This window comes from Bradyrhizobium sp. LM2.9 (assembly GCF_054056555.1).
In genome coordinates, this window is sequence record NZ_JBSRYJ010000002.1 from 124,744 (window position 1) to 145,770 (window position 21,027).

At 64.8% G+C, this 21,027-nt stretch carries 16 protein-coding genes and 2 pseudogenes; 12 read left to right on the plus strand and 6 right to left on the minus strand.

Going from position 1 to position 21,027, the window contains the following annotated elements; translation table 11 throughout:
- Positions 1-57 precede the first annotated feature (57 nt).
- The 3 genes from ACVWW3_RS02145 (at position 58) to ACVWW3_RS02155 (ending at position 4,833) form a co-directional block, all read left to right on the plus strand.
- Entirely contained in the window at positions 58-1,719 is a 1,662-nt protein-coding gene (locus ACVWW3_RS02145; RefSeq protein ID WP_456671837.1) for an electron transfer flavoprotein-ubiquinone oxidoreductase, read from the plus strand.
- 338 nt (positions 1,720-2,057) lie between these two features.
- The gene (locus tag ACVWW3_RS02150; RefSeq protein ID WP_247340322.1) at positions 2,058-3,863 is read left to right on the plus strand and encodes a tetratricopeptide repeat protein; all 1,806 of its coding nucleotides are present in this window, start codon (positions 2,058-2,060) and stop codon (positions 3,861-3,863) included.
- 85 nt (positions 3,864-3,948) lie between these two features.
- A complete protein-coding gene (locus ACVWW3_RS02155) occupies positions 3,949-4,833 on the plus strand; it encodes a 4-(cytidine 5'-diphospho)-2-C-methyl-D-erythritol kinase (RefSeq protein ID WP_456651044.1) in 885 nt (294 codons plus the stop codon).
- Here ACVWW3_RS02155 and ACVWW3_RS02160 read toward each other — a convergent pair.
- The 5 genes from ACVWW3_RS02160 to ACVWW3_RS02180 all read right to left on the minus strand — a co-directional run bounded on the left by ACVWW3_RS02160 (position 4,830) and on the right by ACVWW3_RS02180 (position 9,355).
- Positions 4,830-5,702, minus strand: coding sequence for an alpha/beta fold hydrolase (locus ACVWW3_RS02160; protein WP_456651043.1), 873 nt, complete (start codon positions 5,700-5,702; stop codon positions 4,830-4,832). The two genes, ACVWW3_RS02155 and ACVWW3_RS02160, sit on opposite strands and share 4 nt — an antisense overlap.
- Positions 5,695-6,327, minus strand: a complete 633-nt coding sequence (locus ACVWW3_RS02165) for a LysE family translocator (RefSeq protein ID WP_354105285.1) — start codon at positions 6,325-6,327, stop codon at positions 5,695-5,697. Before ACVWW3_RS02165 ends, ACVWW3_RS02160 begins: the two co-directional genes overlap by 8 nt.
- A gap of 43 nt (positions 6,328-6,370) precedes the next feature.
- A complete protein-coding gene (gene fabF, locus ACVWW3_RS02170; protein WP_247440841.1) occupies positions 6,371-7,633 on the minus strand; it encodes a beta-ketoacyl-ACP synthase II in 1,263 nt (420 codons plus the stop codon).
- 1 nt (position 7,634) lies between these two features.
- Positions 7,635-8,150 carry a winged helix-turn-helix transcriptional regulator gene (locus tag ACVWW3_RS02175; protein WP_456651042.1) on the minus strand — a complete coding sequence of 172 codons (516 nt, stop codon included), beginning with the start codon at positions 8,148-8,150 and terminating at the stop codon, positions 7,635-7,637.
- A gap of 197 nt (positions 8,151-8,347) precedes the next feature.
- Positions 8,348-9,355, minus strand: a complete 1,008-nt coding sequence (locus tag ACVWW3_RS02180) for a polyprenyl synthetase family protein (protein WP_247440845.1) — start codon at positions 9,353-9,355, stop codon at positions 8,348-8,350.
- Positions 9,356-9,486: 131 nt separating this feature from the next.
- Here ACVWW3_RS02180 and ACVWW3_RS02185 point away from each other — a divergent pair, with 131 nt between their 5' ends.
- The 6 genes and pseudogenes from ACVWW3_RS02185 to glyS all read left to right on the plus strand — a co-directional run bounded on the left by ACVWW3_RS02185 (position 9,487) and on the right by glyS (position 15,150).
- Positions 9,487-9,714 (plus strand): putative signal transducing protein, encoded by a 228-nt coding sequence (locus tag ACVWW3_RS02185; protein WP_247340307.1) that lies wholly within the window; start codon positions 9,487-9,489, stop codon positions 9,712-9,714.
- Positions 9,707-10,474 carry a tRNA1(Val) (adenine(37)-N6)-methyltransferase gene (locus ACVWW3_RS02190; protein ID WP_456652076.1) on the plus strand — a complete coding sequence of 256 codons (768 nt, stop codon included), beginning with the start codon at positions 9,707-9,709 and terminating at the stop codon, positions 10,472-10,474. Before ACVWW3_RS02185 ends, ACVWW3_RS02190 begins: the two co-directional genes overlap by 8 nt.
- Positions 10,475-10,688: 214 nt before the next feature.
- A complete protein-coding gene (locus tag ACVWW3_RS02195) occupies positions 10,689-11,597 on the plus strand; it encodes a S49 family peptidase (protein WP_456651041.1) in 909 nt (302 codons plus the stop codon).
- A gap of 106 nt (positions 11,598-11,703) precedes the next feature.
- Positions 11,704-11,895: a hypothetical protein gene (locus ACVWW3_RS02200; protein ID WP_247340302.1), complete on the plus strand. Its 192-nt coding sequence runs from the start codon at positions 11,704-11,706 to the stop codon at positions 11,893-11,895.
- Between the two features lie 243 nt (positions 11,896-12,138).
- Positions 12,139-13,051: pseudogene (locus tag ACVWW3_RS02205) on the plus strand (glycine--tRNA ligase subunit alpha).
- Positions 13,051-15,150 carry a glycine--tRNA ligase subunit beta gene (gene glyS / locus ACVWW3_RS02210; RefSeq protein ID WP_456651039.1) on the plus strand — a complete coding sequence of 700 codons (2,100 nt, stop codon included), beginning with the start codon at positions 13,051-13,053 and terminating at the stop codon, positions 15,148-15,150. Before ACVWW3_RS02205 ends, glyS begins: the two are co-directional and overlap by 1 nt.
- Positions 15,151-15,406: 256 nt before the next feature.
- Here glyS and ACVWW3_RS02215 read toward each other — a convergent pair whose 3' ends face one another.
- Positions 15,407-15,757, minus strand: coding sequence for a DUF1236 domain-containing protein (locus ACVWW3_RS02215; protein ID WP_247340295.1), 351 nt, complete (start codon positions 15,755-15,757; stop codon positions 15,407-15,409).
- 221 nt (positions 15,758-15,978) lie between these two features.
- Here ACVWW3_RS02215 and ACVWW3_RS02220 point away from each other — a divergent pair, with 221 nt between their 5' ends.
- The 3 genes and pseudogenes from ACVWW3_RS02220 (at position 15,979) to ACVWW3_RS02230 (ending at position 21,024) form a co-directional block, all read left to right on the plus strand.
- Positions 15,979-16,134, plus strand: coding sequence for a DUF3096 domain-containing protein (locus ACVWW3_RS02220; protein WP_007594951.1), 156 nt, complete (start codon positions 15,979-15,981; stop codon positions 16,132-16,134).
- A gap of 96 nt (positions 16,135-16,230) precedes the next feature.
- Positions 16,231-19,222, plus strand: a pseudogene (ppdK, locus tag ACVWW3_RS02225) (pyruvate, phosphate dikinase).
- 347 nt (positions 19,223-19,569) lie between these two features.
- Positions 19,570-21,024, plus strand: a complete 1,455-nt coding sequence (locus tag ACVWW3_RS02230; protein WP_456651037.1) for a cell wall hydrolase — start codon at positions 19,570-19,572, stop codon at positions 21,022-21,024.
- The last annotated feature ends 3 nt before the right edge of the window (positions 21,025-21,027 follow it).

The following is a 21,027-nucleotide window of genomic DNA, read 5'->3' on the forward strand; positions in this document are numbered from 1 at the left end:
AAAATCGGAAACAAGAGGGCGCAATCGACCAAGGACCGTCTCAAGGGCTGAGATCAGATGAGCACCGAAGAACTTCCCGCGCGCGAATCCATGGAATTCGACGTCGTCATCGTCGGCGCCGGCCCCTCGGGCCTGGCCGCGGCGATCCGGTTGAAGCAGATCAATGCCGATCTCAACGTTGTCGTGGTGGAGAAGGGCTCCGAGGTCGGCGCGCATATTCTCTCCGGCGCCGTGATCGATCCGGCCGGGCTCGACAAGCTGATCCCGGACTGGCGCGAGGATTCCGACTGCCCGCTAAAGACGCAAGTCAAGGACGACCGCTTCTACTGGATGACGGGCGGCGGCGCGATCAAGCTGCCGAATTTCATGATGCCGCCGCTGATGGACAACCATCATTGCTATATCGGCTCGCTCGGCAATGTCTGCCGTTGGCTCGCGCGCAAGGCCGAGGCGCTCGGTGTCGAGATCTATCCGGGCTTTGCCGCTGCCGAGGTGCTCTATGACGAGCAGGGCGCGGTGAAGGGCATCGCCACCGGCGACATGGGCATCGGCCGGGACGGCAAGCCGAAGGACTCCTTCACCCGCGGCATGGAATTGCTCGGCAAGTACACCCTGTTCGCCGAAGGCGCCCGCGGCAGCCTGACCAAGCAGCTGATCGCGAAGTTCGCGCTGGACTCCAACAGCGAACCGTCGAAGTTCGGCATCGGGCTCAAGGAAGTCTGGCAGATCGATCCCGCCAAGCATCAGAAGGGCATGATCCAGCATTCGTTCGGCTGGCCGCTCGACCTGAAGACCGGCGGCGGCTCGTTCCTCTATCACTACGACGACAATCTCGTTGCCGTCGGCTTTGTCGTGCATCTCAACTACGACGATCCGTATCTGTCGCCGTTCGACGAGTTCCAGCGCTTCAAGACGCACCCCTCGATCCGCGGCACCTTCGAGGGCGCCAAGCGGCTCGCCTATGGCGCGCGGGCCATCACCGAGGGCGGCTATCAGTCGGTGCCGAAACTCAGCTTCCCCGGCGGCGCGCTGATCGGCTGCGCGGCTGGCTTCGTCAACGTTCCCCGCATCAAGGGCGTGCACAATGCGATGGGCACAGGCATGCTTGCCGCCGAGCATGTCGCTGCCGCGCTCGCCGCCAATCGCGCCAACGACGAGATCGTCGACTACGAGAACGCCTGGCGCTCTTCCTCGGTCGGCAAGGATTTGTTCCTGGTCCGCAACGTCAAGCCGCTGTGGTCGAAATTCGGCACCGTGCTCGGCGTCGCGCTCGGCGGCTTTGACATGTGGTGCAACACGCTGTTCGGAGGTTCGCTGTTCGGAACCCAGCCGCACGCCAAGCCTGATCGCTCGACACTCGATCCGGCCAAAGCCCACGCGCCGAAGAACTACCCGAAGCCGGACGGCAAGATTACCTTCGACAAGCTGTCCTCGGTGTTCCTGTCCAATACCAATCATGAGGAGGACCAGCCGGTCCATCTCAAGGTCACGGACATGAATCTTCAGAAGACCTCGGAGCACGACGTGTTCGCGGGTCCTTCGAATCGCTATTGCCCGGCCGGCGTTTATGAATGGGTTGAGGAGGGTTCGAGCCCGCGCTACCAGATCAACGCCCAGAATTGCGTTCACTGCAAAACCTGCGACGTGAAGGACCCCAACGGCAACATCACCTGGGTTCCTCCGGAGGGCGGCGGCGGCCCGAACTACGAGGCGATGTAAGGGGGGTCACCGAGCCAAGACCCTGGTGATCAAGGCCCAATGTGACCAAAGCGACGTGACCCAGGCCCTGTGACGCACGTTCGCGTGAGAACCCGGCTGCGGTTGCGGCCCGTGGCCACGATAAGGCCATACTAGCAGCGTCTTGGGGCGCACTTGACCGGTCACTTGGCCGATTTGGGACGTGCGGCGGGGATCGCCCGGCCCGAATCCTTGCGGTGAAGCGCCAAAAGCGGCATTGTCGGCCCGACGGTTCCGGGTCCCGATGCCACCGGCCGCGTTCGCTTGCGATACGGCCTTTTGCTGCAGACCCAGGCACTACCAACTCAAGGCGAGCCCTGATGCTTTCAAATCGTTTCAACCGCTGGACTGTTGCCGCCATCGCCCTCATGGGCACAGCGATCGCGACGGTCCCCGGCGCGGTCCTGGCGCAGACGCCGGATCATCCGTCCGACACGGCGGTGCAGTTTCCGACCCGAAACGATCTGAAGGCGCTCACCACCTCCGGCAGCTATCTCGCCGCCCGCCACGCCAGCGTCGAGCGCGACGCTGCCTCCGCCGCCGCGTTCTACCGCTCCGCTCTGCGCACCGACCCGAAGAACAACGAGCTGCTCGACCGCGCCTTCATCTCGTCGGTCGCCGACGGTGACATCGACGAAGCCGTCAAGCTCGCCGAGCGCATCCTCACCATCGACAAGACCAACCGCGTCGCGCGCCTCGTCGTCGGCGTGCACGATCTCAAGTTCAAGAAGTACGCGACCGCGCAGACCAACATCAACCAGTCGATCCGCGGTCCGATCACCGATCTCGTCGCCACGCTGCTGTCGGGCTGGGCCGCCTATGGTGCGGGCGATGCCAAGGGCGGTGTCGCGACCATCGACAAGCTGGCCGGTCCGGAATGGTATCCGCTGTTCAAGGACCTCCACGCCGGCATGATCCTCGAGCTCTCCGGCAAGGAGAAGGACGCCGGCACCCGGTTCGAGCGCGCCTACAAACTGGACGATTCCATGCTGCGTGTCACCGAGGCCTATGCGCGCTGGCTGTCGCGCAACAAGGACTCGGCCGCCGCGACCACCGTCTACCAGGCGTTCGACAAGAAGCTCGCCCGCCATCCGCTGATCGTGGAAGGCCTGCGCGAGACCAAGGCCGGCAAGAAGATGCCGCCGCTGGCCGATTCCGCGCAAGCCGGCGCCGCCGAAGCGCTCTACGGCATTGGCGCCACGCTGACCCGCCGCGGCGGCGAGGATCTGGCGCTGGTCTATCTCCAGCTCTCGCTCTACCTCCAGCCCAGCCATCCCCTGGCGCTGCTCTCGCTCGCCGATCTCTATGAATCGGTGAAGCGGCCGCAGATGGCGATCAAGGTCTATGAGCGGGTGCCGTCGTCCTCGCCGCTCAAGCGCAACGCGCAGATCCAGCTCGCCATCGATCTGGATTCCGCCGACCGCACCGACGAGGCGATCAAGATCCTCAAGGGTGTCACCACTGAGGATTCCAAGGATCTCGAAGCCATCATGGCGCTCGGCAACATCGAGCGCGGCCGCAAGAAGTTCGGCGAATGCGGCGCGACCTATTCGCAAGGCGTCGACGTGCTGCCGGCCGGCAACGACAAGGCCAACAGCGTCTGGTACTATTATCGCGGCATCTGCGAGGAGCGCTCCAAGCAGTGGGGCAAGGCCGAAGCCGACATGAAGAAGGCGCTCGAGCTGCAGCCCGACCAGCCGCACGTCCTCAACTATCTCGGCTATTCCTGGATCGACCAGGGCGTCAATCTCGACGAAGGCATGAAGATGATCAAGCGGGCGGTCGAGCAGCGCCCGGACGACGGCTACATCGTCGACTCCCTCGGCTGGGCCTATTACCGCATCGGCAATTACGAGGACGCGGTGAAGAACCTCGAGCGCGCGATCGACCTCAAGCCCGAGGATCCCACCATCAACGATCACCTTGGCGACGCCTATTGGCGCGTCGGCCGCACGCTGGAAGCCAAGTTCCAGTGGGCGCACGCCCGCGATCTCAAGCCCGAGGCGGATGAGCTTCCGAAGATCGAAGCCAAGATCGCAAACGGCATGACCGACGACAATTCGAACTCCTCGGCTGCGCAGGCGGAGAAGGAGAAGAAGAAGGACGACGGCAAGGGCGGCGGCTGAGCTGAGCGCATGGTCCGGAAAGTGTGTAGCGGTTTTCCGGCAAGATCATGCGAAGGAAAGACTAAGTTCTGGGGGCGTGTCGCCAATGCCGGCGTTCATTGAAGAAGGGCGTGCGAAGGTCAATTTGAGCCTTCGCGTGGTCGGCCGTCGTGCCGACGGCTATCATGATCTCGAAAGCGTCGTCGCGTTTGCCGACTGCGCCGACCGGCTGACGTTGGAGCCCGGCGGCGAGTTGAAGCTCATCACCACGGGCCCGCTCGCGGCGGCCTGCGGTGATATGGCCGACAACCTCGTGTTCAAGGCGGCCAAGCTCCTGGCCGACGCCGTGCCGAACCTGAAGCTGGGCGCCTTCGCGCTCGACAAGGTGCTCCCCGTCGCGGCCGGCATTGGCGGCGGCTCGGCCGACGCCGCGGCGGGGCTGCGGTTGCTGGCACGTCTCAACAATCTGTCGCTCGACGATCCACGACTCCAGAAGGTCGCGCTTGCGACCGGCGCCGACGTGCCGGTGTGCCTGTTCTCGCGCGCCTGCGACATGACCGGTGTCGGTGAGCAGCTGCTGCCCTTGATGCTGCCGAGCATGCCCTGCGTGATGGTCAATCCGCGCGTGCCGGTCGCGACCAAGGATGTGTTCCAGGCGCTGGGCCTGCGCAACGGCGAACTCCTGGTCGGCGCCACCTCCGTCTTCGACGCCCCGGCCTGGCCGGACGAGGGCGCCTCCATTGCCGATTGGGTCGATACTCTCGAGACCGTCGCCAACGATCTCGAAGCGCCGGCGATGCGCATCGAACCGGTGATCGGCGACGTGCTGGAAGCCTTGCGTGACTCCGCCGGCGTCAAGCTCGCCCGCATGTCCGGCTCGGGTGCGACGTGCTTTGCGATCTATGGCGCGTCCACTGATGCGCATGCCGCCGCCGAGAAGATCCGCAGGGATCATTCCCGCTGGTGGGTGCACGCGGGGACATTGAGCTAGGCCAGCCCGAGAAACTTTCGAATCTCACCCGACACCTCTTGCGGCTTGTCATGCTGCAGCCAGTGTCCGGCCTCGGCGATGGTCACGACGCGCGCCTGCGGGAAGTAGCGCTCAAGGCCTGCGGCCCTGGCGCCCGCGAGAAAGCTTTCGCCGGCATTCAAGAGCAGCGTCGGACAGGTGATGCGCGACCACAGCGCGACGTGGTCGTCCGGCCAGAGCCGGTGCGGCGCAGAGGCGCGCTGATAGGGATCGAACTTCCAGCTATAGGTGCCGTCGTCGTTCTGCCGCGCGCCGTGGGTGGCAAGATGCAGCGCGAGGTCGCGGGACAGCCGCTTGTTGTGAAGCACCATCTGCGCGGCCGCATCCTCAAGGGTCGAATAGCGGCGTGGTGTGCGGTCGTGCAGTCTGTCAAGCTGGCCGACCCATTTGCTGATGCGCTCATGCGTCGGTGACTTCGGCGTATCCGGCAGCATGGTCACACCGTCGAGCACGACCAGCTTCGAGACCAGTTCGGGGAATGATCCTGAAAAAATCAGGCTCACCATGCCGCCCATCGAATGGCCGACGAGAGTGACTTGGGGCGCGGCGATGCTGCGAACGAGTTGGGTGAGATCGTACACATATTCGGTCAGCGCGTAGCTGCCGCCCTTGGTCCATTCGGAATCGCCGTGCCCGCGCAGGTCGGGCGCGAGCACGTGAAAATGCGGCTGCAGCGAGCGGGCGATGACGTCCCAGCTCCGGCAGTGATCGCGGCCGCCGTGAACCAGGACGGCAACGGGCGCGCCGTCGTTGCCCCAGTCGGCATAATGCAGCCGCAGGCCGTGAGATTCGTAAGTGCGGCTTTGCGGGGCGAGCGTGGAGCTATCCATTCACGGGCCGCCGCGCCAGTGCGAGCGACAGGCCGAGGCCCGCGATGAAGACGCCCGAGCCTTGGGTGAGACGCCGCATCAAATGCGGCCTTCCAATCAGCTGCGTACGTGTCGCGGAGGCCATCAGCACCACCACGATATCGGCGAGCGTGTTCAGCGTCACCGAGATCGCGCCGAACACGATGAATTGCAGCGTCGGGTTCGATCCCGCCGGGTCAAGGAACTGCGGAATGAAGGCGAGGAAGAACGCGGCGGTCTTCGGGTTCAGCGCCTCGACCAGCACGCCGTCGCGAAAGGCGCGCTTGTCGCCGACGGGCTCGCTGTCGAATGACAGCGCGCGGCTGGCGCTGCGGAAAGTTCTGATGCCGAGCCAGACCAGATAGAGTGCGCCGACTAATTTCACGGCGACAAACAGCTCGGCGCTGGCAAGGATGATCGCGGAGATGCCGAGGCTGCCCGCGACCACATGAACCAGCCCGCCGAGCGCGGTGCCCGCGGTCGATGCAAAACCGCTAGCGCGCCCTTCCGACATGGTCCGTGCCGCGACGTAGAAAATGCCGGGGCCGGGAACGGCGGCAATGAGACAAGCGGCGGCCAGGAACAGCCAGAAATTCGTTTCGATCATCCTGTTTCGTAGCGCAGCTTGCCGCGATTGCAAGCCCTCTTGCCTAGCCGATCCGGCGGAAGATCACGCTGGCATTCACCCCGCCGAAGCCGAACCCGTTGGAGATGGCGTTGAGCATCGGCATCGGCCGGGCCGCGCCGGCGACGATGTCGATGCCGTCCGCACCCGGATCAGGGTTTTCGAGATTGAGCGTCGGCGGCGCGATCTGGTCGCGCAGGGCGAGGATAGTGAAGATCGCCTCGAGCCCTCCGGCGGCGCCGAGCAGATGGCCGGTGGCCGATTTGGTCGCGCTCACGGCAATGCCGCGGTGACGGCCGAACAGCGCGGCAATCGCGCCAAGCTCGCTCTCGTCGCCGGCCGGCGTCGACGTCGCGTGCGCGTTCAGGTGCTGCAAGTCCGCGGGCGCAAGCTTCGCCTGTCGGAGCGCGATCTCCATCGCGCGCCGGGCGCCGTCGCCATCAGGCGGACCCGACGTCATGTGATAGGCGTCCGCGGTCGTGCCGTATCCGACGATCTCCGCGATCGGCGTCGCGCCGCGCGCCAATGCATGCTCCAGCTCCTCGATCACCAGGATGCCGGCGCCTTCGCCCATGACAAAACCGTCGCGGTCGCGATCGAACGGGCGCGAGGCGCGTGCGGGCTCGTCGTTGAAGGAGCTCGACAGTGCGCGGGCCGCGGCAAAGCCGCCGAGACTGACGATGTCGATGCAGGCCTCCGCGCCGCCGCAGATCGCCACATCAATCTCGCCTGCGCGGATCATGCGCGCGGCATCACCGATCGCCTGAACGCCGGCGGCGCACGCCGTGACCGGTGTGCCCAGCGCACCCTTGTAGCCGTATTTGATCGAGACGTGGCCGGCCGCGAGATTGGCGAGGAAGGAGGGAATCGTGAACGGCGACAGCCGGCGCGGGCCGCGCTGTTCGGTGATGCGCACCGCCTCCGCCATCGCCGGAAAGCCGCCGACACCGGAGGCGATGATCGTCGCGGTTCGTTCCAGTGCGGTCGCATCCTGTGGCGTCCATTTGGACTGCGCGACCGCTTCTGCGGTGGCGAGCAGCGCGAACAGGATAAACCGGTCCATCTTGCGCTGGTCTTTCGGCGCGGCGGCCTGCGCGGGATCGAAGCCGCCATCCGCGTCATTGGTCTTGTCGGGCACGAGGCCGGCAATGCGCGCGGGCAGCGCCAGCGACCATTCGGGCAGCGGGCGCAGCCCGCTTTGACCGGCCAGCAGCCGGCGCCAGGACAGTTCGACACCGCAGCCAAGCGGCGACACCGCGCCCATTCCCGTCACGACGATACGACGCATGTCAGTCTCCCACCGGCGCGATGGCCGGGTTCATGGCTTTGAGCGAGGTCAGCCGTTTGCGCATGACACCGCTGGCGCGGGGGCCGGCGATGATGACCGCATTGGCGAGCGTGATCGGCTGCATGTCGGCGGCATCGACCACGACCGGATCGAACGGACGACTATCGTCGCGGTTCGCCAGCAAAATGGATTCGCCTTTCGGCGTGAGATGCTTGTTGCCCCAGGCGAGCAGCGCGACGATCACGGGAAAGAAATCCCGCGCCTTGTCCGTCAGCACATATTCGTAACGCGGCGGCCGCTCGTGATAGCGGCGGCGCACGAACATGCCGCTTTCGGTGAGATGGGCCAACCGCCGCGACAGGATGTTCGGCGCGATCCCGAGACTTTGTGAAAATTCGTCGAACTTTGTTGCGCCCTGGAACGCATCCCGCAGGATCAAAATGCTCCACCATTCACCAACGGTCTCCACGGCGCGGCCGACCGGGCATTCCAGGATCGAGGGGGATTTGGGCTGCATAGGGGGAAAGTACGAGTGTAGCTTGCAAAATGCAAGTTACTCGTCATTGCGAGCGCAGCGAAGCAATCCAGAGTCTTGCCGCGGTGGCAGACTGGATTGCTTCGCTGCGCTCGCAATGACGATTGTTGATGCAGTCGGGCGCTGTCTCACCGACCTTCGCCGGCAAGACACCGAAATGTGCGGGTAGCGTGCGAGCCCTAATGCGACCGTGCCAGACAGAACGCCACGACCTGCTCCAGTGCGCTCTTCATTGGCGAGGACGGGAACAGCGCCAGCGCGTCCACGGCCATGGCGCCGTAGTGCTGGGCGCGGCTCCGCGTGTCTTCGAGCGCGCGGTGCTTGTTCATCAACCCGATGGCGTGGTCGAGGTCGGTGTCGCCGATCTCGCCGCGCTCGAGCGCGCGGATCCAGAAGGCGCGCTCGGTGTCGTTGCCGCGGCGGAAGGCGAGCACGACGGGCAGCGTGATCTTGCCCTCGCGAAAATCGTCGCCGGTGTTCTTGCCGAGTTTTGCGCTCTTGCCGCCATAGTCGAGCACGTCGTCGACGAGCTGAAAAGCGATGCCGAGATTCATGCCGACCGATCGGCAGGCGGTCTGTTCCGCCTTGGGGCGGTTGGCGATGACAGGGCCGACCTCGCAGGCGGCGGCGAACAGCTCGGCGGTCTTGCCGCGGATCACGGCGAGATATTCGTCTTCGGTGGTCGCGGTGTTCTTGGCGGCGGCAAGCTGCATCACCTCGCCCTCGGCGATGGTCGCGGCGGCCGCGGAGAGGATGTCGAGCGCGCGGAGCGAGCCGACCTCGACCATCATGCGAAAAGCCTGGCCGAGCAGGAAGTCGCCGACCAGCACGCTCGCTTCGTTGCCCCAGAGCATCCGCGCCGACAGCTTGCCGCGGCGCATCTCGCTCTCGTCGACGACGTCGTCGTGCAGGAGCGTGGCGGTATGCATGAACTCGACGGAGGCGGCGAGCTTGATATGGCCGTCACCGGCGTAGCCGGCGAGGTTGGCCATGGCGAGCGTCAGCATTGGTCGCAGGCGCTTGCCCCCGGAGGAGATCAAATGGTTGGCGACCTCGGGGATCATGGTCACATCAGAACCGGTCCGCGACAGGATCGTGGCGTTGACGCGCTCCATGTCACCGGCGACAAGGACAACCAGCTCTTCGATCGACGCGCCGGGAGTTTCGAAAGGTACGATGACGGCCACGCCGGTCTCCAATATTTGCCCCGGAAGGGCTATTCTGATCGAAAGACAATAGAAACTGGACGGGGATGCGGCAAGGGCCGTGGAACCATTGACATTGCCGCTTAATCCCCGTCAGGCAGGAGGCCTGTGTTTTGCGAGAACTGGTTCGGACCAACGATATGGTGCTGGTGTCGGCGGTCGGCGCGCTGCTCGACGGCGCCAACATCCATCATCTGGTGCTGGACCAGAACATGAGCATCATCGAGGGCTCGCTGGGCATTTTGCCGCGGCGGATCCTGGTCCATGAAGACGACGCCCTCGAGGCCCGGCAGCTCCTGACCGAGGCCGGCCTCAGCCACGAACTCCGCAGCGATAGGTGAAGCGCTGACAGATCTCACCGAAGACGCCTTTCTCGGCGGGCAGTTGCGACTGAAGCAGAAGCGGTCCGGCCATCGCGCCGGGCACGACGCCATTTTGCTCGCGGCGGCGACGCAGGCCCAAGCGGGCGATCGCGTGGTCGATCTCGGCGCCGGCATCGGCACAGCCGGGTTGGCGCTGGCCCGGCGCGTGGCCGGTATCAGGCTCAGCCTGGTCGAGATCGATCCGGAACTGGCAGGGCTTGCGCGCGCCAATGCGGCGGCGAATGCGATTGCCGCCGAGACCATCGTGCTCGACGTCACCACGGACGCACAGGCGTTTGCGGCGAGCGGGCTCGCGCCCGACAGCGTCGACGTGGTGCTGATGAATCCGCCCTTCAACGATCCCGCTCGCCATCGTGGCTCGCCCGATCAAGCGCGCCACACCGCGCATGTGGCGACCGACGAGACGTTGAATGCGTGGGTGCATGCGGCACGGCGCATGCTCCGATCGGATGGCGCGCTGACATTGATTTGGCGCGCAGATGGGATCGCCGACGTTTTGGCAGCGCTGTCACGCGGCTTCGGAAGTCTCGTGATCCTGCCGGTTCATGGCGAAGCGGGACGGCCCGCGATCCGCGTGTTGGTGCACGCCGTCAAGGGAGGCCGGGCTCCGACGCGCGTGCTGCCTGGCCTCATGCTCAACGACGGGCCGCGCGCGCCGAACAACGAGGTGAGGGATATTCTGGAGGGAAGGGCGGTGTTGCCGCTGGTGGAGCCGTGACGCCCTACTGCGGAAGCGATTCCGACTGCTGCTCTTGCGGAGTCGTCAGGCGGATCGCCATGAACAGCGCACCGATCAGCAGCATCAGCAGATAGATTTTCATGGTGTTCTCCGCTGGCCCATTGCAGCCTCTCAACGGAGTTTCCGCAAAACACGTTCCGGGCCCTTCCAATGACAGTCGCGTGATAAGAAATGGTTAATCAGAGGTAACGGCATGGCCGAACAATTGAACGATCGTGAGAGTTCCGGCCTGGCCGACAAGCTCATGCAATATCTGCCGGCGCGCTTCCGTCCCGGCACGGCCGTGGTGCCGGTGGTGCGGCTGTTCGGCGTGATCGGCGCGGTGACGCCGCTGCGCCCGGGCATGACGCTCGCGACCGTTGCGCGGGTGCTGGAGCGGGCGTTTTCGATGCGCAACGCCAAGGCGGTGGCGCTGGTGATCAACTCGCCCGGCGGCTCGCCGGTGCAGTCGCGCCAGATCTATCTGCGCATCAAGCAACTCGCGGCGGAGAAGAAGCTGCCGGTGCTGGTGTTCGTCGAGGATGTCGCCGCATCCGGCGGCTACATGATCGCCTGCGCCGGCGACGAGATCATCTGCGATCCGTCCTCGGTCCTCGGCTCGATCGGCGTGGTCGGGGGCAGCTTTGGTTTCCAGGAGGCGATCAGGCGGCTCGGCATAGAGCGGCGCCTCTACACCGCCGGTGCGCACAAGGCGATGCTCGATCCGTTCCTCCCCGAGAATCCCGACGACGTCGCCAAGCTGAAGGCGCTCCAGCGCGAGATCCACCGGATCTTCATCGCGCTGGTGAAGGAGAGCCGCGGCGCGCGGTTGAAGGGCGACGACGACACCCTGTTCACGGGCGAATATTGGGCTGGCGAAAGCTCAATCGCGCTGGGGCTCGCCGACAGCATCGGCGATCTCCGCTCAACTCTTCGTGCCCGCTTTGGTGAGAAGGTTCTCACGCCCGTGATTGCCCAGCCGAGCGGTCTGCTTTCCAGTCTTTTGGGCCGGAAATCGCCGGGCGCCGGGCAGCTTTCGGCCATGGAATCAGTGGCTGGCCTGCCGGACGATCTGATCTCGGCTGTCGAGACACGGGCGATCTGGGCGAAATTCGGGTTCTAGACCGAGGCCGCCCGCGCCATTTCGCCCGGGGCGTGCCGATTGCGGCGCGGCCCGGTCTGCGCAAGAATGCGCGTGGGGGCTGAGCATTGTGAACAAGGAACGACCAATGCCGCCGTTCGTCGCATTCGCGGGCGTCCTGGGCGGGCTTGCCGTGGTCCGCTGGGCCTACAAGACCGCTGTCAGGATCAACCGGGAGCTGGAGGAGATGCGCCTCTCGCGCGTCGCCGAGGCCGCCCACAGAGGGGCCGTCCAGACGCTGAAACAGGACCCCGTCACCGGAGCCTACCGGCCGGGTTAATTGGTGCCGTAGGCTAGGCAAAGCGAAGCGTGCCCACCACCGGCATCGCGATCTTGGAAAGATGGTGGGCACGACGCAATTGCGCCTTGGCCCACACTGCCGCATCGTCCCGGGACGATGGAGTGTTTGGCTCGAAACGGCCCCCTTCACCTTGATTCCCATCCCTGCCGTCGATACGGTCCCGCGCGATTCAAACCCCCGCGAGAGCCTGATCTGACGATGGACGCCTCATTGCCCGCCCATATGCGCCCGGAACGCTCGTTCCAGGGTTTTATCCTCGCGCTCCAGCGGTTCTGGGCCGAGCAGGGCTGCGTGATCCTGCAGCCCTACGACATGGAGATGGGCGCGGGTACCTTCCATCCGGCCACCACACTCCGCGCGCTCGGGCCAAAGCCCTGGAACGCGGCCTATGTGCAGCCCTCGCGCCGGCCCAAGGACGGCCGCTACGGCGAGAATCCGAACCGGATGCAGCACTATTACCAGTTCCAGGTGATCATGAAGCCGTCGCCGCCGAACCTTCAGGAGCTATACCTGAAGTCGCTCGCCGCGATCGGCATCGATTCTGCCGTGCACGACATCCGCTTCGTCGAGGACGATTGGGAGAGCCCGACGCTGGGCGCCTGGGGCCTCGGCTGGGAGTGCTGGTGCGACGGCATGGAAGTGAGCCAGTTCACCTATTTCCAGCAGGTCGCGGGTGTCGAATGCGCGCCGGTCGCGGGCGAGCTCACCTACGGGCTCGAACGCCTCGCGATGTATGTGCAGGGCGTCGATCGCGTCTACGACCTCAACTTCAACGGCCGCGATGGTGACGCCAAGGTCACCTATGGCGACGTCTTCCTGCAGGCCGAGCGGGAATATTCGAAGCACAACTTTCGAAGTCGCCGACACCGCGATGCTGTTCGAGCAATTCAAGATGGCCGAGACTGCCTGCAGGAAATATCTCGACGCCGGTTGGAAGGATAGCAAACGCGACGCGCATCTGATGGCGCTGCCGGCCTATGACCAGTGCATCAAGGCGAGTCATGTCTTCAACCTGCTCGACGCGCGCGGCGTGATCTCGGTGACCGAGCGGCAGAGCTACATTCTTCGCGTGCGCGAGCTGGCCAAGGCCTGCGGCGAGGCCTGGATCCATACTGAAGCGGGCGGAGCGGCCTGATGCCCGATCTTTTGCTTGAACTGTTCTCGGAAGAAATCCCCGCGCGCATGCAGGCCAAGGCGGCCGACGATCTGCGCCGCATGGTCACCGACAAGCTCGTCGCCGAAGGCCTCGTCTACGAGGGCGCGAAGGCGTTCGCGACGCCGCGCCGCCTCGCGCTCACCGTGCACGGCATCCCCGCGCGCCAGCCCGATCTGAAGACCGAACGCCGCGGACCGAAAATGGGCGCGCCCGATGCGGCCGTGCAGGGTTTTCTGAAAGCGACGGGTCTGACATCGCTCGACGAAGCCAAGATCCAGCGCGACGCGAAGGGCGATTTCTACATCGCGCTGATCGAAAAGCCCGGCCGCGATGCCATCGACGTGCTCGCAGAAATCCTCCCCGTGATTATCCGCACCTTCCCCTGGCCGAAATCGATGCGCTGGGGCGCGCGCTCGGGGAAACCGGGTTCGCTGAGCTGGGTGCGCCCGCTGCATGCGATCACCGCGACCTTCGGGCCCGAGACCGAAGAGCCCGATGTCGTCAAATTCTCGGTGGACGGCATTGAGACCGGCCAGACCACCTATGGCCATCGCTTCATGGCGCCTGACGCGATAAGCGTGCGCCGGTTCGAGGACTACGAAGCCAAGCTGAAGGCTGCAAAAGTCATCCTCGATCCGCAGGCGCGCAAGGATATCATCTTTGCGGACGCCAAGGAGCTGACATTCGCGCAAGGGTTCGAGCTCGTCGAAGATCAGGTGCTGCTGGACGAAGTGTCCGGCCTCGTCGAATGGCCGGTCGTCATGATGGGATCGTTCGAAGCGGAATACCTCGCGATCCCGGACGAGGTGATCCGCGCCACCATCCGCAACAACCAGAAGTGCTTCGTCGTCAAGGATTCCAAGACCGGCAAGCTGACCAATAAGTTTGTCCTCACCGCCAATATCGAGGCGGCCGACGGCGGCAACACCATCGTCGCCGGCAATGAACGCGTGATCCGCCCGCGTCTGTCGGATGCGAAGTTCTTCTACGAGACCGACCTGAAGACGAAGCTCGAGGATCGCCTGCCGAAATTCGAGCAGATCGTGTTCCACGAGAAGCTCGGGACGCAGGCGGAGCGTATCAAGCGGATCGAACGCCTCGCCGCCGAGATCGCCCCACTGGTCGGCGCCGATGTCGCGAAGGCAACGCGCGCCGCGCATCTGGCGAAGGCGGATTTGCTGACCGAAGTCGTCGGCGAATTCCCCGAGGTGCAGGGCCTGATGGGCAAGTACTACGCGCTGGCCCAAGGCGAGGACGCTTCCGTCGCCGCCGCCTGCGAGGAGCACTACAAGCCGCAAGGCCCTGCTGATCGCGTGCCGACCGATCCGGTCAGCGTCGCAGTGGCGCTCGCCGACAAGCTCGACACGCTCGTTGGCTTCTGGGCCATCGATGAGAAGCCGACGGGGAGCAAGGACCCGTATGCGCTGCGTCGCGCGGCGCTGGGTGTGATCAGGCTGATCGCCGAGAACGCACTGCGTCTGTCGCTCATGAAGGTGGCGGCGTCCGCATTCGCCGGCTTGTCCATGAAGCCTGCCGATGCGCAGAAGCTTCCGAGCGACCTGTTGGCTTTCTTCGCCGACCGCTTGAAGGTCCAGCTCCGCGAACAGGGCGCGCGTCACGATCTCGTCGACGCCGTGTTCGCGCTCGGTGGTCAGGACGATCTCCTGATGATCGTCCGCCGCGTCGAGGCGCTCGGCAAATTCCTCGAGACCGACGACGGCAAGAACCTGCTCGCCGGTATCAAGCGCGCCAGCAATATTCTCGGCATCGAGGAGAAGAAGGACAAGCGCAGCTTCGACGGCGCACCTGATGCCGCGCTCTACAGCCTCGACGAGGAAAAGGCGTTGGCGAAGGCGATCGGCGAGGTGCAGGCGGAAGCCAGTGCCGCGGTCGCCAAGGAAGATTTTGCCGCTGCGATGAGTGCGATGGCAAAGCTGCGCCCGCCGGTCGATGCGTTCTTCGAGAAAGTTCGGGTCAACGACGACGATGCGAAGGTGCGCGAGAACCGCCTCAAGCTGCTCAACGAAATCCGCAGCGCCACGCGTGCGGTGGCGGATTTCTCGAAGATCCAGGATTGATCTGGTGCCCCGGCTCGGCAGCGCAGCGCATCTTTGCGGTGCGCTGCAGAGCCGGGGCGCGTACCGCGGGGGGCTTGGAGCTTCTGGGTCCCGGGTCACGCTTCGCTTGCCCGGGACACGAGAGCACGCACACGAGATGCACAAAAAAGCCCCGCCCGGCGGGGGGAAGACCGGGCAGGGCCTGATGTCCGATTACACTGTTCGCGTCAGCCTGATTGATGTGACGCGGCGGACATCTAGTTGATCCTTGAAAGCGTTAGTCCATCACCTCGACGATGCGCCGCGAGCGCGGCTCGACCAGCACGGTCTCGCCGTTCACGACGGTGTAGCGATAGGTGGTGGCGCCAAAACGTTGCGGCACGTCATAGTAGGTGACGCCGCTTTCGGGTAAGGTGGCACCGACTACCACGCGATCGGGGATACGGAAAGCCGGCACACGTTGTTCGACGACATAGTCGCGGAAAGCGGGCCGCTGTTCGACCGGAATGGTCGGGCCGCTGTCGACGACGACGGGTGCGCGTCCCACCGTGCCGCTTTGCGCCTGCGCCGCAAGGGGCGAGCCGATCGCGGCCGCGAGCGCTGCAAGAGCAAGAATCCTGTTCCGCATGTGCAACTCCTTCGAGAAGGTTTTCGGGAAGCGCCAGCGGCGCAACCGGTTGCCAATGCGCGCGTCTTCGCGATGTTCCGGAAAACACCTGCCGCATTCGCGGCATTTTCGGGCAGTTTTCGCGGAGCCGGGAACTCCCACGTCCCCTGTGCGTCTCTACCCGCGGAACCCGGTCCGCTATGATCCGGCCGCGATTCGCCCCACCCACGGAAAGACAATTCATGCACATCACCGTCGCCCACATCTCGCCAATCCTGTCGCTGCTTGCGGGCGTGCTCATCCTGATCATGCCGCGCCTCCTGAACCTGATCGTCGCGATTTTTCTCATCATAAATGGTGCGATCGGGCTCGGATTGTTGAAGTGGCTCCATCTCTAGGCCTTCATTCTCCGGAACTCTTCGACTTGCGCGGGCCTGCCCAAAGTGGTGTAAGGCGCGCCATTACCCATTCCTCTCGCAGGTTGTGTGCAAGCTATGGCCAAAGCCGCCTCGAAAATCCCAGCGAAATCAAAGTCCTCCGCCAAGGCGAAAGCCGCGCCGGTGGCCCGCAAGGCACTTGCCAAGAGCGCCCCGAAGCCAGTGGCCAAGGCCGCTGTGAAACCCGCTGCCAAGCCGGCTGTGAAGCCTGCCGCCAAGACTGTTTCCAAGGCTGTTTCCAAGACTGTTTCCAAGACTGTTTCCAAGCGTGCTTCAAAGGCACCGACCAAGCCGGTTGCGCCGAAGCTCGCCGTGAAGCCCGCGCCGAGCAAGGCTGCGCCGGCCAAGGCAGCGCCTGTTACGGCCAAGGCCGGCAAGTGGGTCTATACGTTCGGGGACGGGAAGGCCGAGGGCAAAGCGGAGATGCGCGACCTGCTCGGCGGCAAGGGCGCCAACCTCGCCGAGATGGCCAATCTCGGCCTGCCGGTGCCTCCGGGCTTCACCATCCCGACCTCGGTCTGCACCTATTTCTACGCGCACGACAAATCCTACCCGAAGGAATTGCAGTCGCAGGTTGAGAAGGCGCTCGCGCATGTCGGCAAGTTGACCGGCAAGAGCTTCGGCGATTCCAGGAACCCGCTGCTCGTTTCGGTTCGCTCCGGCGGCCGCGCCTCGATGCCGGGCATGATGGACACCGTGCTCAATCTCGGCCTCAACGACGAGACCGTGGAAGCGCTGTCGGAACTGTCGGGCGACCGCCGCTTCGCCTATGACAGCTATCGCCGCTTCATCACCATGTATTCGGACGTGGTGCTCGGCTTCGAGCATCATCATTTCGAGGAAATCCTCGACACCTTCAAGGACGGCCAGGGCTACACGCTCGACACCGACCTCACCGCCGAGGACTGGGTCGATCTGGTCGGCAAATACAAGGACGCAGTCGCGCGCGAGACCGGCAAGGATTTTCCGCAGGATCCGCACGACCAGCTCTGGGGCGCGATCGGCGCGGTGTTTTCATCCTGGATGAACGCGCGCGCGGTGACCTACCGCAAGCTGCACGACATTCCGGAATCCTGGGGCACCGCGGTCAACGTGCAGGCCATGGTGTTCGGCAACATGGGCGAGACCTCGGCAACCGGCGTTGCCTTCACCCGCAACCCGTCGACCGGCGAGAGCAAGCTTTACGGCGAGTTCCTGATCAACGCGCAAGGTGAGGACGTGGTGGCGGGCATCCGCACGCCGCACGACATCACCGAGGAAGCGCGAAAGGACTCCGGCTCCGACAAGGCGTCGATGGAATCGGCGATGCCGGAGGCCTTCAAGGAGCTGACGCGGATCTACACGCAGCTCGAGAAGCACTACCGCGACATGCAGGACATGGAGTTCACGGTCGAGCAGGGCAAGCTCTGGATGCTCCAGACCCGCGGCGGCAAGCGCACTGCGAAAGCGGCGCTGCGCATCGCGGTCGAGCTCGCCAATGAAGGCCTGATCACCAAGAAGGAAGCGGTGACACGAGTCGACCCCGCTTCGCTCGACCAGCTCCTGCATCCGACCATCGATCCCAACGCCAAGCGCGACGTGATCGCGACCCGGCCTGCCGGCCTCGCCGGGTGCGGCTTCCGGCGAGATCGTGTTCTCCTCGGACGAGGCGGCCAAGCTTCAGGCGGACGGACGCAAGGTGATTCTGGTCCGCATCGAGACCAGCCCCGAAGACATCCACGGCATGCATGCCGCCGAAGGCATCCTGACGACCCGCGGCGGCATGACCTCGCATGCTGCGGTGGTCGCGCGCGGCATGGGCAAGCCCTGCGTCTCCGGCTGTGGCACCATCCGCGTCGATTACGGCCGCGGCACCATGAGCATCGGCTCGCGTACCTACAAGACCGGCGACGTCATCACCATCGACGGCTCGCTCGGCCAGGTGCTCGCCGGCCGCATGCCGATGATCGAGCCGGAGCTGTCCGGCGAGTTCGGCACGCTGATGAAATGGGCCGACCAGGTCCGCAAGCTCGGCGTGCGCGTCAACGCCGACACGCCGGAGGACGCGCACACAGCGATCAAGTTCGGCGCGGAAGGCATCGGCCTCTGCCGCACCGAGCACATGTTCTTCGAGGAAACGCGCATCCGCACGGTGCGCGAGATGATCCTCTCCGAGGACGAGCAGTCGCGCCGCGCCGCGCTGGCAAAACTGCTGCCGATGCAGCGCGCCGACTTCGTCGAGCTGTTCGAGATCATGAAGGGCCTGCCCGTCACGATCCGCTTGCTTGATCCGCCGCTGCACGAGTTCCTGCCGCACACCCATGCCGAGGTCGAGGAAGTGGCGCGCGCCATGAACACCGACCCGCGGCGCCTGGCCGACCGCGCGCGCGAGCTGTCGGAGTTCAATCCGATGCTCGGCTTCCGCGGCTGTCGTATCGCGATCGCCTATCCAGAGATCGCCGAAATGCAGGCGCGCGCGATCTTCGAGGCGGCGGTCGAGGCCGAGAAGCGCACCGGCAAGGCCGTCGGCCTCGAGGTGATGGTGCCGCTGATTGCCACCAAGATGGAGCTCGATCTCGTCAAGGCGCGGATCGATTCCACCGCGAAGGCGGTGATGCGCGACACCAACACCAAGCTGACCTATCAGGTCGGTACCATGATCGAGTTGCCGCGCGCCTGCCTGCTCGCGGGCGAGATCGCGGAGAGTGCCGAGTTCTTCTCGTTCGGCACCAACGACCTCACGCAGACGACGTACGGCATCAGCCGTGACGACGCGGCGAGCTTCCTCGGTCCGTACGTGACGAAGGGCATCCTGTTGGTCGATCCCTTTGTGGCGCTCGACCAGGAAGGCGTCGGCGAGCTCGTCAAGATTGGCGTCGCGCGCGGCCGCAAGACGCGCGCCTCGCTCAAGGTCGGAATCTGCGGTGAGCACGGCGGCGATCCGGCCTCAGTCGCCTTCTGCCACGCGATCGGCCTCGACTACGTCTCCTGCTCGCCCTACCGGGTCCCGATCGCCCGCCTCGCCGCGGCGCAAGCCGCGCTCGGCAAGGCGGTCGCGAGCCAGGCGTAAATCGAAGAGTTGAAATATTGACAGCGAAGGAGGCGGGGGCAAAAACCCCGCCTCTTTCATTTGAAGCACAACGTCGGGGAGGGAACCGCGCGCCTCGCGTAAGGATACGTGCGCGCAAGAGTTCCTTCACCATTCGCGTTGACCAATTGTTTACCTTGTCGCGTGAGGCCGCATTTACCAATGCGCATCGTCGCCCGGTGAAAACACCTGAGATCGCTTGCGTGTGCCGCATGCGCAACGTCGATTAACGCCCCGGCAACCTAAATTAGATACTCACGATAAAGATCGAATTGCACGGATGTACTGCTGCTCGATTTTTCTAGCGTAAGCGTAGCGTGAGCGTAGCGATGTTTTTGTTGCGTAACCATCCGAAGGGCGCGCGGTTCGCGTCCTTCGGCATCGGTCTCTGCATCTTCGCATTGATGCCGAGAGAGACCGGCTATCAGGACATTGCCTCGCTGCTGGCGCGCCAACCCGGTGTCGCTGAGCGCTGGCAAAAGCAGGTGTTCTCTGCTGCGTCCTCCATACAGCTCGCCACCTACAGTTTTTCACGGCCGATCGGCACTTCGGTTCCGCAGAGCACGATGGTTCGCCTCGCAAGCCTCGATGGCCGCGACGTCACCGGCGCGATCAACCGCAACCCGGCGCTTCAGGCGCCGCCCCGCTACCAAGCCTCTGATTTTCCCAAGGTCGATCGCTCCATGAAGGGTGATCGTCTCGCAATGATCACACCGACGCAGGCTCCCGAGGCGAGCGCGCCGACGGCAGCGCCCGCGCAGGAAGATCCCGCGACCTCGAACAGCTCGGTGTTCGGCGCCAAGACCGTCGCGCTGCCACAAGCGATGTCGCCGGAGTCCGCGGCCGCGCTCGATCCCGAGCTCGCGGAAGCACTGCGTGCGCCGCCGCTGCCGCAATACACCAATACGCCACGAGCCAGTGACGCTGCGCGCTCGCTCGCGCTCCAGCCGCTCGAAGCGCTGAAGCGGGCCACCATTCCGGCTGCACCGCCGCGCGATCCATTCCGCGTCAAGACATCGAACCTGTTCTTCGGCAGCTCCTCGCTCGGCGGCAATGTCGAGAGCATCGAGAGCTGGCAGCCCGGTGCCGAGCCGCTGATCGTGATGCCCGACCCTGATATGAAGGTGACGGCCTCGTTGACGCCGCCGACGGAGGAGATTGCGAAGGACATCGAGAGCGGCGAGAGCGTCGCGCCGAAGGGCGAGGTCAACGTCGACAACCAGCGCGCCAGATCACCGGCGGAGCGGCTCGCACTCGACGATAAGTCGCGCGCGAAGTCCGAGAAGTGCCTCGCGGAGGCTGTCTACTTTGAATCGCGCGGCGAGGCCGTGCGCGGCCAGATGGCGGTTGCGCAGGTGGTGATGAACCGCGTGTTCTCCGGCAAATATCCAGATACCGTGTGCGGCGCGGTCTATCAGAACAAGCATCGCCATCTCGCCTGCCAGTTCACCTTCGCCTGCGACAACAACGCCGACGTGATCCGCGAGCCCGAGATGTGGGAGCGTGCGAAGAAGATATCGAAGGCGATGCTCGACGGCCAGATCTGGCTGCCCGAAGTCGGCAAGTCCACGCACTACCACGCCTATTGGGTGCGTCCGTCCTGGGTCGCCGAGATGAAGAAGATGTACAAGACCGGCGTCCACACCTTCTATCGCCCGCGCGCCTGGGGCGACGGCAGCGAGGAGCCGAGCTGGGGCACCCCGGCGCAAACCGCCGCGCTCTCCGCCGAGCTCACCCAGGAAGCCAAGAGCTCCGCCGAGATGGGCGCGACCGAGCGGCGGTAGCCG

Excerpts from the sequence above, each read along its gene's own strand:
- ACVWW3_RS02145 (WP_456671837.1), top strand. The coding sequence starts at position 58 with ATGAGCACCGAAGAACTTCCCGCGCGCGAATCCATGGAATTCGACGTC.
- ACVWW3_RS02150 (WP_247340322.1), top strand. The coding sequence starts at position 2,058 with ATGCTTTCAAATCGTTTCAACCGCTGGACTGTTGCCGCCATCGCCCTC.
- ACVWW3_RS02155 (WP_456651044.1), top strand. The coding sequence starts at position 3,949 with ATGCCGGCGTTCATTGAAGAAGGGCGTGCGAAGGTCAATTTGAGCCTT.
- ACVWW3_RS02160 (WP_456651043.1), bottom strand. The coding sequence starts at position 5,702 with ATGGATAGCTCCACGCTCGCCCCGCAAAGCCGCACTTACGAATCTCAC.
- ACVWW3_RS02165 (WP_354105285.1), bottom strand. The coding sequence starts at position 6,327 with ATGATCGAAACGAATTTCTGGCTGTTCCTGGCCGCCGCTTGTCTCATT.
- fabF (WP_247440841.1), bottom strand. The coding sequence starts at position 7,633 with ATGCGTCGTATCGTCGTGACGGGAATGGGCGCGGTGTCGCCGCTTGGC.
- ACVWW3_RS02175 (WP_456651042.1), bottom strand. The coding sequence starts at position 8,150 with ATGCAGCCCAAATCCCCCTCGATCCTGGAATGCCCGGTCGGCCGCGCC.
- ACVWW3_RS02195 (WP_456651041.1), top strand. The coding sequence starts at position 10,689 with ATGGCCGAACAATTGAACGATCGTGAGAGTTCCGGCCTGGCCGACAAG.
- ACVWW3_RS02200 (WP_247340302.1), top strand. The coding sequence starts at position 11,704 with ATGCCGCCGTTCGTCGCATTCGCGGGCGTCCTGGGCGGGCTTGCCGTG.
- glyS (WP_456651039.1), top strand. The coding sequence starts at position 13,051 with ATGCCCGATCTTTTGCTTGAACTGTTCTCGGAAGAAATCCCCGCGCGC.
- ACVWW3_RS02215 (WP_247340295.1), bottom strand. The coding sequence starts at position 15,757 with ATGCGGAACAGGATTCTTGCTCTTGCAGCGCTCGCGGCCGCGATCGGC.
- ACVWW3_RS02220 (WP_007594951.1), top strand. The coding sequence starts at position 15,979 with ATGCACATCACCGTCGCCCACATCTCGCCAATCCTGTCGCTGCTTGCG.
- ACVWW3_RS02230 (WP_456651037.1), top strand. The coding sequence starts at position 19,570 with ATGTTTTTGTTGCGTAACCATCCGAAGGGCGCGCGGTTCGCGTCCTTC.